Here is a 15,200-nt window from a genome sequence, read left to right as displayed (position 1 = left end):
GGGGGGCCTGGCGCCCCGCGCGTGGCCGGGCGCGGGTGCCGCGGGCCCGGGGGTGTGGGGGGGGGGCGGGGGGGGCGGGGGGGGGGGGGCGGGGGGCCCCGCCCGCCACACCCATCCGGGCGATGAAATCGGCTATGTGCTCGAAGGCGAAGGCCAGCTGCTGGTCGACGGCGCCGCGCCGCGCCTGCTGCGCGCCGGCGACGCCTTCGTGGTGCCGGCCGGCGTGGTGCACGACGCCCACAACCCGGGCGGCGCCGCCATGCGCCTGGTCGGCGTGTTCGTGGTCGACAAAACCAAGCCGCTGGCCGCGCCGGCGCAATAAGCATCCGCCGGCAGCGCGGCGTTGCCGTTAACGCAAAAAGCGCCGCCCGCAGCGATGCGGTACGACGCTTGTCGGCCAGGCAGGCAGTTTACGCCAGCTTGACCGCGTGCTCGCGGGTGGCGTGGAAGGTCAGCTTGGGCCAGCGCTCTTCGGTCAGGCGCAGGTTGACGTTGGAGGTCGCCAGGTAAGCCATGTTGCCGGCCGCATCGTAGGCCACGTTGTGGCCGAGGGCCGCTTCGAAGTCGGACAGGATGCGCTTGTCTTCGCCGCTGATCCAGCGCGCGCTGCTGATGCTGGTGCCTTCGAACACGGCGTCGACGCCATACTCGTTGAGCAGGCGGCTGGCCACCACTTCAAACTGCAGCACCCCGACCGCGCCCAATACCAGTTCGCCGCCCTGCACCGGTTTGAAGACCTGCACCGCGCCCTCTTCGCCGAGCTGCTGCAAGCCTTTGTGCAGCTGCTTGATCTTGAGCGGATTGCGGATCCGCACCGAGCGGAAGAAGTCCGGGGCAAAGTACGGAATGCCGGTAAATTGCAGCATTTCGCCTTCCGAGAAGCTGTCGCCGATCTGCATGTTGCCATGGTTCGGCAAGCCGATGATGTCGCCGGCGTAGGCTTCCTCGACCTGCTCGCGCGAGGACGCCATGAAGGTGACCACCGACGATACCTTGATCTCGCGCCCCAGGCGCAGGTGCTTGACCTTCATGCCGCGCTCGAAGCGCCCCGAGCACACCCGCAGGAAGGCGATGCGGTCGCGGTGGGCCGGGTCCATGTTGGCCTGGATCTTGAAGACGAAACCGGAGAACGGCTGCTCGCTCGGGGCCACCACGCGCACGGTGGCGTCGCGCTCGCGCGGGGCCGGAGCCCAGTCGACCAGCGCCGAGAGGATTTCGCGCACGCCGAAGTTGTTGATGGCCGAGCCGAAAAACACCGGGGTCTGCACGCCGGCCAGGAACTGCGCCAGGTCGAACGGGTGCGAGGCGCCGTGCACCAGCTCCACTTCCATTTTCAGCTGCTCGATCTCGAGCGGGAACATGGCCGCCAGCTTGGGATTGTCGATGCCCTTGACGATCTCGAAGGCGCCGTCGGCCTTTTCTTCGCCAGCCTTGAACAGCATGATTTCATCGCGCAGCAGGTGGTACACGCCGCGGAAGTTCTTGCCCATGCCGATCGGCCAGGTCACCGGGGCGCACTGGATCTTGAGCACCGATTCGAGTTCGTCGAGCAGGTCGAGCGGATCGCGCGTTTCGCGGTCCATCTTGTTCATGAAGGTGACGATCGGGGTGTTGCGCATGCGGCACACCGCCAGCAGCTTGATGGTCTGCGCTTCCACGCCCTTGGCCGCGTCGATCACCATCAGGGCCGAGTCGACGGCGGTCAGCACGCGGTAGGTGTCTTCCGAAAAGTCCTGGTGGCCGGGGGTGTCGAGCAGGTTGATGACGTGGTCGCGGTGCTCGAACTGCATCACCGAGCTGGCCACGGAAATGCCGCGCTGCTTTTCGATTTCCATCCAGTCGGAGGTGGCGTGGCGGCCGCTCTTCCTGGCCTTGACCGTGCCCGCCATCTGGATCGCGCCCGAAAACAGCAACAGCTTTTCGGTCAGGGTGGTCTTGCCGGCGTCGGGGTGGGAAATGATGCCGAAGGTACGGCGGCGCGCCACTTCGCGCGCAATCGCCGCGGGTGCGGGCGCTGCGCCGGGTGCGGCAAGCTCTGGAGCGGGAAGCTCTGAAGCGGGAAGGGAAGTATCGGTATCGTTGGCCATATTCTCAGCCATAACATGGCCTCGCACAAAACCCACGATTTTACCGATACTTGCCCTGCTCGTGTGAACTGATTGGGGCGCGGCGGAGAGCCGCGCCCGGTACTGCCGCCAGCGACTGCCTTACCAGCAGTTTGCGACGTTTTCCTTGGCGCTGGTGGCGCCGGTGTGATCGAGCGTCAGCGTGCCGCATTTATCGTCGAGCTGCTTGAGAAGCGGCTCGGCATTGACGGTGTAGCTGTTTTCCGTCAACGGTTTGATTTCGATCTTATATCTCGCATCGCCCTGTTTCGGCGACTGCGTGACCAGCTCCTTGGCGCCTTCATAACTGCCCTTGCTGGTGAAGTAGCGCTCCATATACTGGGCCTGCTCGCTCAGGATCGCCTTGGCGGTCGCCCTGTGCGACTTGAGCACATACTGCGTATAGGACGGGTACGCGATGGCGGCCAGGATTCCCGCCACGGCGCACGCGACGATCAGCTCGATCAGGGTGAAGCCGCCGGAGCGGCGCCGCCCCGGCCTGGTGCGTGCGCCCGCCCTCATCGCTGCAGCTCCCGCCAGTTGATGCGGCCGATATTGGGCGCCTTCGAGTTCTCGCCGTTGAGATCCAATTCGCACTTGGGACCCGTGCAGGTCTCGCCGCCGACCTTCACTCCGCCACCGTCGCCGGTGCCGGTACCGGGTTCGGTGCCGGGTACAGTGCCGTTTGTCGGTCCAGTGCTGGTGCCGGGACCGACCGGGTTCGCGGGGTCGGGGCCGTAGCCATTCGGCCAGACCGTCGTCGACGTGCCCTTGCGGATATAGCCGCCATCGGTGCCCTGCGGCACATGGGTCCACACGATCGTGGTGACGCTGCCGTCGGTGTTGATGATGACGGTGTTCGGCGGTGGCGGCGGAATCTCGGTTGGCGAACCCGGTTTCGCTACAAACACGCCGTGCGGATCTTTCGAGCCCAATGCCGGGGTGCCCGGAACGGCCACCTTGCCGACGACTGCGGTCGTGACCGCCGGTGTCATCGAATAGCTCGAACTGGTCATGCACTTGACCACAGGATGGTGCCAGTAGATCAGGTACTCCGCAATGAGCTTGCCGCCGGTCGACTCGTAGCTTGCCGGCTTGAGGCGGTAGCCCAGTTTCGGCTGGCCCGGCACGTTCATCTCGATGTCGTTCTGGGTAATGCTGGCCGAGACAATCTGCAGGGTCAGCGCGCCATTACGCCATTCGTTGCTCTTCCCGCGTTGCGGCGAGTCCGCCAAGATACCGGCGCACCCCGGAATCATCGGATGCACGCCGGTACGCTTTTCGCCCTTGACCCACTCATCAATGTTAAACGCGTTCAGCGGCATCGACCACATCATTTCCTTGATCGACGCCATGGAATACTTGGTCAGGTCCGACACTTTCAAGCCGTCCTGGGTCTGGTAGCCGGTCACCGGGCCGTTGTACTCGGCCTGGCTGCCCGCCGTCAGCGCGCCCAGCACCTTGAAGCTGATTGCCGGCGAGTGCTGCTGGTTTGCCATGAGCAGCTTGAACTCGGTGTTGGTCGAGGAGGCTTTTTCGGAGATGATGGTGGTCCACGACCTCAGTGTCTTGACCCATTTCCGCTTGTACGGCGCGCTCGGAATGCCCGATGGCGAATACGAGTAGGTATTGACGACGGCGGTCGAGGTGTATTTTCTCGTGGTTACCATGACGATTTGATTGCCAACCAGGGTCGGCAGCGGTCCGGAGACATACTCGATCGGCGTATCAAGCAGATACGTGACACTTTCCTTCTCGTTGTTTTTCTTCTCGTTGGTGTAGACGATTTCCGGCGTGCCCACCACGGCCGCATCGGACGGATACTTTTTGTCGACCTTCAGCGACGCCGTGTTCGGTTCGCTCGTCACGGTGTTCGTGACTGCTTCAACCGTCTGCAGGCGTTGCAAGTCCTGGCTCGGGTTGAGCATGCTCAAACCGGTGACGTCGTAGATGTCATCGTACTCATGGACGTGAACATAATTGATGCCCCTGCCGTCGAGCGCCGTATCGGCCGAGCGGCCGCGCGAATAGTAGCCTGCCGCAGCCTCGGTGGTGGCGTAGACGTAGCTGCCGTATTTGTTGGCTTTCTGGTTGCCGCAGCGCACGTAACAGAAGAAGTCGGTATCGAAGTGACCGCCTGTCACGCCGCGCTCGCCCTTGATGAGCTCATCGGGAACAGGCACGACCACCGGTACCGCCGGTACCAGTGGTACCGGCGCTTTGCCATTGAGGTCGAAGCTGGCCTGGAACACGTCGATGCCGCCGGCCGACACGCCAACGAGCTGCGAACGCACCCCGCCGCCCATGTGGCGACCGACCGGATACATGGTGGTGGCGCCCTCGCCTTCTTTGACGATGATCAAATCGTCGGTGCTGAATGCGCGGTCGACGTTCAGGTCGAACAACACGCTGCGGGTGTCGCCACCGGTCAGGTAATTCAATTGCATCCACCAGTTTTCGCCGGGCGGCTTGGCATCCGGGCTCAAGGTCGGATTGGTAGTGAAAAACTGAAATACCTTGCCGTTGACGTAAGCGCCATCTCCCACCACGCGTTCGCCATCAGGCAATGCCACCTTCCAGCCCCGGTTGACATACTCGGCATAGTTCAGCTTCTCGTTGCTCACGGTGCGAATGCGCAGCTTCTCTTTCGTCGGATCGTACTCGCGCTCGCTCAATGTCTGCGTGATGTAGCTGCCTTTGCCGGTATCGGGCTTGTCCCATACGCCAACCGCATGGTGCACGACTTTCGAGGTCAGGTCGCCCGGGCTCAACAGCCGTCCGGTGACGAACAGCACCATCGCGCCGCCGCCCGGATGGGCCGCCAGGCCGGGTGCCATGGTGATCGCGCGCGCATCGCTGCCGCCGTCATACAGCAATTTCGAGGTTCCCTTGAGCAGGTCGAACATCCACATATTTCCCAGCAGATCGCCGGCATACGCGGTGTCGCTGAAACCGTCGTTATCGGTGTCGCGTACGGATGGCGAAGACAGGCCGTTGGGCGTGGTCGCGCTGCCGACGTTGGTGTCGATTGTGTTGATCAGTTCGCCGGTGTTGGCGTTGATCACGTACAGGATGGCATGGCTGTTGGAGGTGGCGGTGTCGCCGTAGTAGCCGTTGCCGACCACCGCCGCCACCACCGGCTTGGTGCCGTTGAGCTTGACCACGACCGGCGCGCTGTAGGTGTAGCCCAGGTCCTTGAAGCCGGGGGACGCGTTGGTCACTTCCCACAGCACCTTGCTGGCCGCGCTCTTCTCGTCGGCCGGGATGCTGGTCACATCGAGCGCATACAAGGCCTTGCCGCCGCCGCCGAGGGCGCCGACCAGGACGGTCTGCTTGTCGATCGTGCGCACGGCAATGCCGCCATCGACGAAGTAGCGGTGCTTGAAGTCGGTCGCCTTGGCCAGGTGCTTGAGATCGGCCATGAGCGCGCCCGGAACATAAGCGAAGCGCTCCGAACCGTTCTCGGCATTGATCGCGTGCAACATGCCATCGTTGGCGCCGACATACACGGTTTTGGTGGTGCTGTCGTAAGCCGGGGTCGAGTGGATGATGTCACCGAGCACGCTGCCGCGCGCGCGCAGGGTGCCGCCGTGCTTGAGGTCCTTGCTGGTATCGCCACGCACGAAATTGAGGAGGTCGGAACTATCCGCATTCATGGCGTCCGGGTCGAGCTGCTTGCGATGCCCGGTCTCGTTCTTGGCCATGCTGGTCCAGCGGAACGGCATGCCGCCCGTGCCGCTTTCATTGCGGGTGACAATGATGCGGCTGTCGGCGGACTGCTTCCCGATCGCGGCGGCAGCGCCGCCGTTGAGCCAGAGATCGTCGGTGCCGACGGCGCCCGCTTTGTTGATCGGATAGGCGTGCAGATTGCCGCTCCAGTCGACCGAGTTATAGTCGATCGAAAACATTTTTTCCTTGCCGCTGCTGACGTCGATATTCGACGGCACCGGCTGGCCGATATAGCCGACCGGCTGCTGCGACGGCGCGAACACTTCCGCCGCATTGACCGCCACGAACGCGGCAACGGCCAAGCCGACCAGGCTGCCCCCAGCGAGTAATTTAGTTCTTAGTTGCATGATGATTCTCCGACGGTTATACAGCACTAGTCGCAAATTTTGCTAAAGACACGAAAACGAAAGGTTGATTGCACGATGGATACCGCACCGCCCTTGCCCTTGGCGCGCGCCGTTACCTTGGCGAGCCCGGGCGAGCACGGCACTTTCGCATTGATATATTCAGGCGCCTTGATCAGCTCGATGAAGTAACGCGGCTGCTCGCTCAGCTCCGCGACCTTGTCCGCCTCGGTGCCGAAGGTGTTGGTGATCTTGTCATTGCTCCAGTCGATGGTGTTGACGATATCGGTTTCGACCTTGTGGCGGCAGCGTGCTTCGGGGCAGGCATCACTGAACTTGGTGCTGTCGAACGGATCGAACGGGGCTTTCCCAAACATGGTTTCCTCGGCGTGGCGCAGCATCGTTTCGGCCGCTTCGCGCGCCACTTGCTGATCGCGCGAGTTGCGCGCCAGGCGCTCTTCGAGGGTGCCGCCACGCACCAGGGCGAGCACGAACATGGTCAGCACCACCAGGAAAATCAGGCCGCTGATGAGCACCGCGCCTTGTTGCGAAGCGCGGTAGCGCACGATAGTCGTTGTTCTCATTGATTCCACCTTGTCTGGTTACGCACCATGAATGTGGTCGTGACCACGTTACGCAAACGGCCATCGGCGATCTCCACCTTGGCGCCATTGAAGTCGAGCGATTGCGGCGCGCCGACCACGCCCCTGGTGGACGGACCGCGCACCAGCAGGCTGACCCGGACCGCCGACACCTGCAGGTACTGCGCAGCGTCCGGAGCGGGGATATATTTGTCGATGACTTCGGCGCCGGTGCCGATGCCGTACGAAATCTGCATGTTTTCGATGTTCTCGGCCACCACCACGCCGCTGCTGGTGTCGACGTCCATCTTGTCGGTGGCAAAACATTTGAGCTGGGTGCCCACCACGCGGAACTGGTACACCACCTGGGCCACGTTGGCGCCCGGTGCGCCGGTGCCGGAGTCGTTCGGATTGTCCGAGTCCACCGTCTTGCCTTCGCAGTTTGCTTCCTTTCCGGTGCGCACGCCGGTATCCTTCGACGTCGAGGTCCAGGATGGGTCGTGCCGCACGATCAGGACATCCGACACATCACCGTCGTTGTTTGCCCCGGACAGCGGATCCGGCTCCAGCGGCGCATCCACATTGAGCTTGTAGCCGGCCTGGCGCAAGGCCCGTCCCATGACATCGGTCGCATTGCGCGCCGACTCGTTCATGCGCACCCCATCGCTCTGGGCCACCGACATGTCCTTGCTGCCCATGAACACGTAACCCACGCCGCCCAGCAGCACCAGGCCCAGGGTCATGGCCACCAGCACCTCGATCAGGCCGAACCCGTCCGCGCCGGAACGCGGCGCCCGGTACGGAGAGGAGGAAATAGGACCGCTCATAATTGCGTCTCCACGGTAATTTTTTGCTCAGTTGGACCATAGGTGGTGGCATCGGCCTTGACGCGCGAATCGTTCCATTGCATGACAATGGTGAACTTGCGGGTGGCGGGGGCGTAGGTCACCGAACCCCTGCCTTTCGGGATAGCCTGGTACGCCGCCGCGCGCCACTCTTTCAGGTCCTTGGCGACCACGTCCTCGCCGGCCGGCGGTTCGCCTTCCATGGTCAGCGAGTAGGGCGATTTGTCATCGACCACTTTCTCGGCGGTGGTGCGGTTGGCGCGCATGCGGTCGACGATGTCGTTGACCAGCATGGTGGCCTGGCCGCGCGCCTGGGAACTCTGGTTGTTCTTCAGGTTGGTCAGGATGATGCCGGCGATGCCGAGCAGGCCCACACTCATGACCAACATCGTGATCAAAATTTCAATCAGCGAAAATCCTTGCTGGCGACGCATCGTTTTCTCCTTGTTTACTCTGCACATGTGGCTGCTCCATCGACAATCTTGACGCCAACCCAGCCGGTGCCCGGACGGAACTCGAGTAGGCGGCGCTTGGCCTTCTGCGAGGACTGGCAGGAATAAATCGTACCGTTCATCCCGCTTTCACCATCGTTGCGGGTCTGGCCGGTGCCGTTGTACGAAATGAAATTGGCAACATCGCCGGTGCCGGTCAGCTGCGCCTTGCCGGGAACGCCGCTCTGCACCCGCAGCAGCTCATCGTCGCCGTCCTTGATGCCGACGGTCCCGGCATCGACGAACACCAGCCAGCCGGCGTGCCAGTCGCCGTTGACGACGCCGTCCGCGAGGGCGCTGCAGGCCTTGCCATCGGCGCTGCGGCACATACTGACCCGGCTGTTGCGCTTGACCGCTTCGGAACGGGTATAGTTGACCGAGGCCAGCAGTTGTTCGGCCTGTGCCGACACCGCCGAATCGTCGACGAAATCTTTCATGAGCGGCAAGCCGACCGCGGTGGCGACCGCGAGGATGACGAGCGTGATGAGCAACTCCGGCAAGGTGAAACCCTGCGCGCGCCGTCGGACGACGCGGCGGGCAAGGCCGGTGCCGCGCGCACTGGCATGAAGCGCCGAATAGGTCATGGGATGCACTTTCAAAAGGTTGGGAGCGGACCGCCTCCTTGGATATTGCTTATTATAAATACCCAACCTTGCAATTCCCTGAGGAAAGGCTGACAAAACCCTGACAAGCGCACGTAAACTGCTGTTTTTTGGCTAATTTTTAGGGAAACGCACGCTCATCAGCGTGCCGCTGCCGCCGGGACCGGCGAGGACATCGATGCGGGCGTTATGCGCCAGCGCAATGTCGCGCACGATGGCAAGGCCGAGTCCGCTACCTTCGGTCTTGTCGTCCAGCCGCACATAGCGCTGGAACACGCGCCCGCGCAGGTGCGGCGCGATGCCGGGGCCGGAATCTTCGACTTGCAGCACGCTGGCGTCGGCTTCGCTGAAGCAGCGCACCGTCACGGTGCCGGCGCGCGGCGTGTAGCGCACCGCGTTGTCGATCAGGTTATCGATCAGGTCGCGCAGCAGGAAGCGGTCGCCCGCCACCATCGTGCGCTTGAGCTCGAAGCCGATATCGATCCGCTTCTTGCCGGCCTCGTCGACGAAGTACTGGACCACCTGTTCGATCAGCACGGCCAGGTCGATCCGCTCCAGCCGGTTTTTTTCGAAGCGCGAGGGCTCGGCGCGGGCCAGCGCCAGCAGCTGGTTGGTCTGGCGGATCATGCGCTCGTTCGAGAGCAGCATCAGGCGCACCGAATGCAGCGTTTCCGGGTCGCCCGGGTAGCGCGCGGCCAGCCACTCGAGCTGCAGCTTGACCCCGGCCAGCGGGGTGCGCAGCTGGTGCGCCACATCGGCCAGGAAATCGTGCTGGGCCTTGGCGCCGGAACGCACCTTGTCGAGCAGTTCGTTAAAGGCCCCCATCACCGGACTCAGTTCGAGCGGCACCCCGACATGGTCGAGCGGGGCCAGTTCGGTGGCATCGCGCTGCAGCAGGTTGGCGCGCATGCGCGTCAGCGGCTGCAAGCCGTTGGTGACCGAGATCCAGATCAGGCCGATCAGGGTCAGGGTGAACAGGGTTTCCAGCAAGATCAGGGCGCGCAGGGTGGCCGAACGCACTTGCGAGCGCTTGCGCATGGTCTTGGCCACGCCGATGTGGACCGCGCGCACGCCCTTGCCGACGATGCGGCTCGACACCCGCACCGGCTCGCCGCGCATCGCGTCGTCGTAGGCGCGGCTGCCGGGCGCCGCCAGCGCCGGGAAATCGACGTCGCCGGCAATCACCTTGCCGTCGCCGGTGCGCACGATGAAGTACAGGGCGTCGACGTCGTCGGCGCGCAAGACTTGCTCGGCCTGGGTCGGCAAGTCGATGCCGGGCTGGCCCGGCCCCGCGTACAGGCGCGCCGCCAGCGCGCTGCCGGCGTCGGCCAGGGACTGGTCAAAGGCCAGCTGGGCGGGAATCCAGGCCAGCACGTAGGTCAGGGCGGCGCCGGCCAGGTTGATCAGCAGGATCGGAACGATCAGCCACTGCAGCAGGCGCAGCCGGATGCTTTTCATACATCCTGCTCGAGCATGTAGCCGAAGCCGCGGATGGTGCGGATGCTGATGCCGGCGTCGGCGATCTTGATGCGCAGGCGCGAAATGTAGACTTCGACCGCGTTCAGACTGACATCCTCGCCCCACGGCAGAATGGCGTCGATGATCTGCTGTTTCGAGACCACCCGGGCGCCGTGCTGCAACAGGTATTCGAGCACGGCCCATTCGCGCACCGACAGCTCGACCGGACGCCCGTCGACATTGGCGCGCTTGGACGAGGTGTCGAGCGTCAGGCGCCCCAGCGACAGGCTGGACGGCTTGGGCGTGTTGCGCCGCGCCAGCGCCTTGATGCGCGCCACCAGTTCGGCGGTGGCGAAGGGCTTGACCAGGTAATCGTCGGCGCCCAGTTCGAGGCCGCGCACGCGGTCTTCGATGGCGTCGCGCGCGGTCAGCAACAACACCGGCACGGCGCTGCCGCGCGCGCGCAGGCGCCGCACCACCTCGAAGCCGTCGATGCCGGGCAGGCCGATGTCGAGCACCACCACCGCCACCTCGGTACGCTGCAGCACCTGGTCGGCCTGGGTGCCGCTTTTGACCACGTCGACCACCATCGCGTGCCCCTGCAGCAGGCGGGTCAGGCCATCGGCCAGCACGGCATCGTCTTCGACCAGTAATACATGCATGCCGGGGCTTTCAGTAAGTTGCGATATTCACATTATGAGGCATGGCAGGGACAGCTTCCAAGGAGTGCCGAGTGTCAAAAAGGTGGTTTTGTGCACCTTCTGTGCGTTCACCCACCTTAAAGCATGAGTAAATTGACAATTATGCGCGATTTCCCCCAGTAGGACTGGGCCCACAAACATTTATGCATTGAACCTACATGGGGGCGACTGCCAGTCTTATGTTCGCCAACAGACGGAAGCTTTACTGTTCGTACATCGCGATTCGCTGCAAGTCCAGGTGAAGCGCCCTTGAAGTCCGTCTCAGATAGTGAGGAATAAAAATGAATAACACTCAACTTGGTGGTACCGCCCAGAACACATCGCCGGTCGGCCAGATTCCTGCCAGCGCGCAAGAATTAAAAGTTGCGGGCCGCCCCGTTGTCAGCTTTAGCGGTACCCAGCAGAACGAACTGCTGGCCGCGCTTCCACGCAAGGATCTCGAGACCCTGTTCGAACACCTGGAACTGGTCGCCCTGCCTTTTGGCAAAGAACTGTTTGAATATGGCAGCAAGCTCGAGAACGTGTACTTCCCGACCACCGCCATCGTCTCCCTGCTGTACGTCATGGAAGACGGCGCCACGACCGAGATCGCCGTGGTCGGCCATGAAGGCGTGGTCGGCATGTCGCTGTTCATGGGCGAGCGCGCCATGTGCAGCGCCGTGGTCCAGAGCGCCGGCTACGGCTACCGCCTTAAGACCCAGTACCTGCGCGACGCCTTCAACCAGGGCGGCGCCCTGCCCCAGCTGCTGATGCGCTACACCAATGCGCTGTTTGCCCAGATGGCCCAGAACGCCGTCGGCGGGCGTCACAGCTCGATCGAACAAAAGCTGTGCCGCTGGCTGCTCGACCGCCTCGACCGTTCCGCTTCGAACGAACTGAAAGTGACCCAGGAACTGATTTCGATCATGCTGGGCGTGCGCCGCGAAAGCATCACCGCCGCCGCTGGCAAGCTGCAGGATGATGGCCTGATTCAATACCGTCGCGGCAACATCACCGTGATTGACCGCCAGGGCCTCGAAGCGTACGCCGGCGAATGCTATAAGGTCGCGAAGACTGAGTACGATCGCCTGCTGATGGATGTAGCCCGCTGAACGGCAGCGGCGCCGCGAGTTCCGGCGCCCCTTCTTCGCTGTCGGCCACGCGCGACAGCGGAATGAATGCCTCCACGCAGGTTCCCACGTTATTGACCCCCCGCTTCACCCGCAAACTTCCTCCCAGCAGCAAAGCGCGTTCGCGCATGCCCAGCAAGCCATGCGATTTCGGCTTGGCCACGGCGTCGACGTCGATGCCGACCCCGTCATCGCTCACTTCCAGCGACAAGCCGCCCGCTTCGCGCCCGAGATGGACGATCACATGGCGCGCGCGCGCGTACTTGGCAATATTGTTGAGCGCCTCCTGGACGATGCGGAATACCGCGATCGCATGCATCGGCCCGGCCACGTCGACATCGCCATCGATCAGCGCTTCGCAGTCGAGCTTGGTCACCCTGCCGAATTCCTCGCAATAGCTTTGCACGGCGGCCGCCAGGCCCAGGTGATCGAGCAGGCTGGGGCGCAGGTTCTCGACGATGCGGCGCTTCAGTTCGACCGTGTCGACCAGGGTCGCGCGCGCGCGGTCGAGCATCAGCGCCAGGTCGGGCTGGGCCGCGCGCACGGCATCGGCCACGCTGTTCAGGTCGATATTGATCGAGGTCAGGTTGGCGCCCAGTTCATCGTGCAGTTCGCGCGCCAGGCGCGCCTTTTCTTCTTCGCTCACGCTGATCAGGTGGCGTGAGAGCACCGACAACTGTTCGGTGCGCAAGACCACCATCGATTCCAGGTTGTCGTTGGCGCTTTCCAGTGCGCGCTGGGTCGTGACCCGGGCAAAATAGCTGCGCCGGATCAGGCGGTAGAACAGCGCCAGCACCAGGATCGCCATGGCGTTGATGCTGATCCCCAGGAACACGGCATTCTGGTATTCGCGCGAAAAGGTGGCGCTGCGCGCGGCCAGCAATTCGTTCTGCTCCTGCACCAGGATCACTACCTGCATGCGGATTTCATCCATGTCGGACTTGCTGTCGGAAGAGCCGGCGATCTTGACGATATCGTCCAGCCCGCCCTGGCGGTAGACGTCGAGCACCTGGTTCATGGTGTCGAGCTTGCGGTAAACCAGGGTATGCAGCTGGGCCAGGCTGCGGCGCTGCGAGGGCGTGTCGGCCAGCAGGCGGTCGAGTTCGGCGAACTGGGCGTCGATCTCGGACGAGGCCGTACGCAGCGGCCCCAGGTAGACTTCGGAACCCGACAGGAAATAGCCGCGCAGGCTGCTTTCGGCATCCATGATCAGTACGTTGACATATTGCACCTTGTCGATCACCTTGGCGGTTTGGCCCTGGATCTCGTTGGCGCCCTTGAGCTGCCCGAGGTTGTGGAACAGGCTCACGCCGTTGATGACGAGGATGATCACGCAAGTCAGGCAGACCACCGTCTTATAGAAGGGCAAGCCGGTGGTCACCGGTGGTTCGGTGGAAAAATACATCCTGGAAATCCTTTTGCGCACTGCAGAGCCGGGCAGGAACAAATTATAGACCGGGAACTGCCGTGGCGCAGCCGAGCTGGACTGTAGGAGGGAGGGACGCGCCCGTGCGGGCGGACAGGAATGGCCGGCGGCGCGGCGCGAAAAACAGGCGTGAAGCGCAGGCCGGGCGGGCGCCGGCGCTCTGCGTCACGCCCGCAGTGTCAGTCGAGCAGGTTGTTCTTCATGGCGTAATAGGTCAGGTCGCTGTTCGACTGCAAACCCATTTTTTCCATGATCCGGGTGCGGTAGGTCGACACCGTCTTGATCGAGAGCGACAGCGCCACGCCGATGTCGGACACGGTCGCGCCCTTGGCCAGGCGCAGGAACACCTGGAATTCGCGGTCCGACAACTCGGTATGCAGCGCCGTGTTGGGATCGCGGTCGAAGCTCTGGGCCAGCAGTTCGCCGACCGTGGAGCTGACATAGCGGCGGCCCTGGAACACGGTACGCACCGCGGTCTTGAGCTCGTCGGCCTCGCATTCCTTGTTGAGGTAGCCGTTGGCGCCCATCTTGAACAGGTTCAGCGCATATTGCTGCGCCGGATAGCCGGACAGGATCAGCACCGGCAGGTTCGGCTGCCCCTGGCGGATGGTGCGCAGGATGTCGATGCCGCTCTGGTCCGGCATGGCGATGTCGAGCAGCAGCACGTCGCAAATTTCGCGGCGCGCGATGTCCAGGGCTTCGCGCCCGGTAGCCCCTTCGGCCACGACATCGAAGTCGGGTGACGAAGAAAAAATCTGTTTAAAACCTGCACGTACTATCTGGTGATCGTCACATATGGCAACGCGTATCATTGTCTTCCCTTAAATTATCCTTGCATAGGAAAGAGCCGAGGCGAACCGCGCGCCCGGCACTGCGCATGCGTTAGTATTCTAGCACTCTGGCTGTTCAGTACAAACACGTATGACACGCCGCGCGGCCCTGCCCGCTCAGATGGGCTCAACAAACAGGGGGCCGAAGCCCCCTGCACGTGCCACGGGACGCCGCCGCCGCCCCTAAGTGCCTTTGAGCACCTCGAGGATGGCGAGCAGTTCGCTGCGGATCAGGGCGCGGTCGATCTCGGGCGGCGCCGCCACGGCATCTTGCTCCGGGCCGGCGTCGTCATCGGGTGGCGCCAGCAGCGCGCCGATGCGGCTATCGAGTTTATTGCGCGCACCACTGATCGTAAAGCCTTGTTCGTACAACAGTTCGCGGATACGACGGATCAGCAACACCTCGTGGTGCTGGTAATAGCGGCGGTTTCCACGTCGTTTGACCGGTTTAAGCTGGGTAAATTCCTGCTCCCAGTAGCGAAGTACGTGCGGTTTGACGCCGCACAACTCGCTCACTTCGCCGATCGTGAAATAGCGCTTGGCCGGGATGGCCGGCAGCACGATCAACTCGGACTTGCTCGCACGATCATTCATGGGTCAGGTCAGGCGGCACGCGCCATCGGGCTGGTTTCTTCGACCATGCCTTTGAGCTTCTGGCTGGCGTGAAAGGTCACGACGCGGCGCGCCGTGATCGGAATTTCTTCGCCGGTCTTGGGATTGCGGCCAGGGCGCTGCGGCTTGTCGCGCAGCTGGAAGTTGCCGAAGCCCGACAACTTCACCGCCTCGCCACGTTCGAGCGCGTTCCTGATCTCGTCGAAGAAAGTCTCGACCATGTCCTTGGCTTCGCGCTTGTTCAGGCCGACCTGCTCGAACAGCAGTTCGGCCAGCTCGGCCTTGGTCAGGGTCGGGAGATTCTTCTCCGCGTCCTGGCGAACCCTGGCATCCTGCATCGCGCGGTGCAGGTCGGCTGCCAGCGCCG

Annotated in this window: 14 protein-coding genes and 1 pseudogene; 2 read left to right on the top strand and 13 right to left on the bottom strand. The window is 63.2% G+C overall.

The genetic code is table 11. From position 1 onward, the window contains the following. Positions 1 to 88 precede the first annotated feature (88 nt). A pseudogene (locus F1609_RS22710) lies at positions 89 to 322 on the top strand (cupin domain-containing protein); the annotation flags it as partial. Between the two features lie 88 nt (positions 323 to 410). Here the strand turns inward: F1609_RS22710 and F1609_RS22705 are convergent. The 9 genes from F1609_RS22705 to F1609_RS22665 form a co-directional block, all read right to left on the bottom strand. Next, positions 411 to 2,087: a peptide chain release factor 3 gene (locus F1609_RS22705; RefSeq protein WP_167078941.1), complete on the bottom strand. Its 1,677-nt coding sequence runs from the start codon at positions 2,085 to 2,087 to the stop codon at positions 411 to 413. Between the two features lie 120 nt (positions 2,088 to 2,207). Further along, positions 2,208 to 2,627: a type IV pilin protein gene (locus F1609_RS34745; protein ID WP_167078926.1), complete on the bottom strand. Its 420-nt coding sequence runs from the start codon at positions 2,625 to 2,627 to the stop codon at positions 2,208 to 2,210. Further along, positions 2,624 to 6,181, bottom strand: coding sequence for a pilus assembly protein (locus F1609_RS22695; protein WP_167078925.1), 3,558 nt, complete (start codon positions 6,179 to 6,181; stop codon positions 2,624 to 2,626). The genes F1609_RS34745 and F1609_RS22695 overlap by 4 nt, the downstream gene beginning before the upstream one ends. 26 nt (positions 6,182 to 6,207) lie before the next feature. Further along, positions 6,208 to 6,762 carry a pilus assembly PilX family protein gene (locus F1609_RS22690; RefSeq protein ID WP_167078924.1) on the bottom strand — a complete coding sequence of 185 codons (555 nt, stop codon included), beginning with the start codon at positions 6,760 to 6,762 and terminating at the stop codon, positions 6,208 to 6,210. Beyond that, complete coding sequence (locus tag F1609_RS22685; RefSeq protein WP_167078940.1) at positions 6,759 to 7,586, bottom strand: PilW family protein; 828 nt, start codon at positions 7,584 to 7,586, stop codon at positions 6,759 to 6,761. The genes F1609_RS22690 and F1609_RS22685 overlap by 4 nt, the downstream gene beginning before the upstream one ends. Further along, complete coding sequence (pilV, locus tag F1609_RS22680) at positions 7,583 to 8,038, bottom strand: type IV pilus modification protein PilV (protein WP_167078923.1); 456 nt, start codon at positions 8,036 to 8,038, stop codon at positions 7,583 to 7,585. Before pilV ends, F1609_RS22685 begins: the two co-directional genes overlap by 4 nt. Positions 8,039 to 8,052: 14 nt before the next feature. Beyond that, complete coding sequence (locus F1609_RS22675) at positions 8,053 to 8,679, bottom strand: GspH/FimT family pseudopilin (RefSeq protein ID WP_167078922.1); 627 nt, start codon at positions 8,677 to 8,679, stop codon at positions 8,053 to 8,055. Positions 8,680 to 8,811: 132 nt separating this feature from the next. Beyond that, the gene (locus F1609_RS22670; protein ID WP_167078921.1) at positions 8,812 to 10,155 is read right to left on the bottom strand and encodes a sensor histidine kinase; all 1,344 of its coding nucleotides are present in this window, start codon (positions 10,153 to 10,155) and stop codon (positions 8,812 to 8,814) included. Next, positions 10,152 to 10,817 carry a response regulator transcription factor gene (locus tag F1609_RS22665; RefSeq protein WP_167078920.1) on the bottom strand — a complete coding sequence of 222 codons (666 nt, stop codon included), beginning with the start codon at positions 10,815 to 10,817 and terminating at the stop codon, positions 10,152 to 10,154. The genes F1609_RS22670 and F1609_RS22665 overlap by 4 nt, the downstream gene beginning before the upstream one ends. A gap of 320 nt (positions 10,818 to 11,137) precedes the next feature. Between F1609_RS22665 and F1609_RS22660 the strand changes: the two genes are divergently transcribed. Continuing rightward, on the top strand, positions 11,138 to 11,947 hold the full coding sequence (locus F1609_RS22660) for a Crp/Fnr family transcriptional regulator (RefSeq protein WP_167078919.1): 810 nt from the start codon (positions 11,138 to 11,140) through the stop codon (positions 11,945 to 11,947). Here the strand turns inward: F1609_RS22660 and F1609_RS22655 are convergent. The 4 genes from F1609_RS22655 to F1609_RS22640 form a co-directional block, all read right to left on the bottom strand. Next, positions 11,847 to 13,370: a CHASE3 domain-containing protein gene (locus tag F1609_RS22655; protein ID WP_167078918.1), complete on the bottom strand. Its 1,524-nt coding sequence runs from the start codon at positions 13,368 to 13,370 to the stop codon at positions 11,847 to 11,849. The genes F1609_RS22660 and F1609_RS22655 overlap by 101 nt on opposite strands. Positions 13,371 to 13,570: 200 nt before the next feature. Next, positions 13,571 to 14,203: a response regulator transcription factor gene (locus F1609_RS22650; protein WP_054262954.1), complete on the bottom strand. Its 633-nt coding sequence runs from the start codon at positions 14,201 to 14,203 to the stop codon at positions 13,571 to 13,573. 201 nt (positions 14,204 to 14,404) lie between these two features. Then, a complete protein-coding gene (locus F1609_RS22645) occupies positions 14,405 to 14,815 on the bottom strand; it encodes a MerR family transcriptional regulator (protein ID WP_167078917.1) in 411 nt (136 codons plus the stop codon). A gap of 8 nt (positions 14,816 to 14,823) precedes the next feature. After that, positions 14,824 to 15,171: an integration host factor subunit alpha gene (locus F1609_RS22640; RefSeq protein WP_167078916.1), complete on the bottom strand. Its 348-nt coding sequence runs from the start codon at positions 15,169 to 15,171 to the stop codon at positions 14,824 to 14,826. Positions 15,172 to 15,200: the final 29 nt, after the last annotated feature.

Origin of the sequence: Massilia aquatica, from assembly GCF_011682045.1 — a bacterium.
GTDB classification, from domain to species: domain Bacteria; phylum Pseudomonadota; class Gammaproteobacteria; order Burkholderiales; family Burkholderiaceae_D; genus Telluria_A; species Telluria_A aquatica.
Note: the sequence above shows the minus strand (reverse complement) of the source record. Positions and strands in the feature narration are given on the sequence as shown.

Bases quoted from the DNA above. Each gene is read 5' to 3' on its own strand.
- F1609_RS22675 (WP_167078922.1), bottom strand. From the start codon at position 8,679: ATGACCTATTCGGCGCTTCATGCCAGTGCGCGCGGCACCGGCCTTGCC.
- F1609_RS22645 (WP_167078917.1), bottom strand. From the start codon at position 14,815: ATGAATGATCGTGCGAGCAAGTCCGAGTTGATCGTGCTGCCGGCCATC.
- F1609_RS22685 (WP_167078940.1), bottom strand. From the start codon at position 7,586: ATGAGCGGTCCTATTTCCTCCTCTCCGTACCGGGCGCCGCGTTCCGGC.
- F1609_RS22695 (WP_167078925.1), bottom strand. From the start codon at position 6,181: ATGCAACTAAGAACTAAATTACTCGCTGGGGGCAGCCTGGTCGGCTTG.
- F1609_RS22660 (WP_167078919.1), top strand. From the start codon at position 11,138: ATGAATAACACTCAACTTGGTGGTACCGCCCAGAACACATCGCCGGTC.
- F1609_RS22665 (WP_167078920.1), bottom strand. From the start codon at position 10,817: ATGCATGTATTACTGGTCGAAGACGATGCCGTGCTGGCCGATGGCCTG.
- F1609_RS22655 (WP_167078918.1), bottom strand. From the start codon at position 13,370: ATGTATTTTTCCACCGAACCACCGGTGACCACCGGCTTGCCCTTCTAT.
- F1609_RS22670 (WP_167078921.1), bottom strand. From the start codon at position 10,155: ATGAAAAGCATCCGGCTGCGCCTGCTGCAGTGGCTGATCGTTCCGATC.
- F1609_RS22690 (WP_167078924.1), bottom strand. From the start codon at position 6,762: ATGAGAACAACGACTATCGTGCGCTACCGCGCTTCGCAACAAGGCGCG.
- F1609_RS34745 (WP_167078926.1), bottom strand. From the start codon at position 2,627: ATGAGGGCGGGCGCACGCACCAGGCCGGGGCGGCGCCGCTCCGGCGGC.
- F1609_RS22650 (WP_054262954.1), bottom strand. From the start codon at position 14,203: ATGATACGCGTTGCCATATGTGACGATCACCAGATAGTACGTGCAGGT.
- F1609_RS22640 (WP_167078916.1), bottom strand. From the start codon at position 15,171: ATGCAGGATGCCAGGGTTCGCCAGGACGCGGAGAAGAATCTCCCGACC.
- F1609_RS22705 (WP_167078941.1), bottom strand. From the start codon at position 2,087: ATGGCCAACGATACCGATACTTCCCTTCCCGCTTCAGAGCTTCCCGCT.
- pilV (WP_167078923.1), bottom strand. From the start codon at position 8,038: ATGCGTCGCCAGCAAGGATTTTCGCTGATTGAAATTTTGATCACGATG.